Consider the following 631-nt stretch of genomic DNA (forward strand, 5'->3'; position numbering starts at 1 on the left):
GAACCCAAGAAAGGTGAGCCCAAGAAAGGTGAGCCCAAAAAAGGCGAACCCAAGAAAGGCGAGCCCAAGAAAGGTGAACCCAAGAAAGGTGAACCCAAAAAAGCGCAAGGACCAAAGCAGGCAGATCCGAAAAAAGGCAAGCCAATAAAAGATGCGAACAAGGTTGTTGATGGCGAGCGTTTCAAGAAGTTTGGAAGCATGCAGCAGCTGAGTGATCGAGAATTACAGAGAGCGCTTATTGAGACAAAGGGTGCGGGTACATCCAAGGTCAAAAAGCGCGAAGTAGATGGTATGAAGTTGATTCAGGAACTCAACCCTCTTGAGCGGCAGATATTCGATCAGTCTATGCTGGCAGGGGTCAAGCGCATCACTCAGTATCTTGACGCTCCCAAGAAAGATGGAAATCGCTATCAAGGCGTGATCACAATATTGTTAGATCGGCAAGGGAAAGTTAATGCTATCGCCTTTAAAAAACGCTCTGGAAACGATGCGCTAGATGAGGCGTTTTACAGTGCAGTATTAGGTGCGGGATACTTGGAGCTTCCGTCAGATCCGGATGCACGGAGAGCGATGGTCACTTTTCCTTTGAGTTTGACCTATGATGAGAGCGATATGGCAGATTAAACCACGC

At 47.7% G+C, this 631-nt stretch carries 1 protein-coding gene; it reads left to right on the top strand.

Features of this window, described 5'->3' with window-relative positions; all coding sequences use genetic code 11:
- A partial coding sequence (locus tag A3750_RS22255; RefSeq protein ID WP_082873394.1) for a TonB C-terminal domain-containing protein occupies window positions 1-624 on the top strand: 624 nt, incomplete at its 5' end.
- Between the last annotated feature and the right edge of the window lie 7 nt (window positions 625-631).

The sequence above is a fragment of the Oleiphilus sp. HI0079 genome (assembly GCF_001635105.1).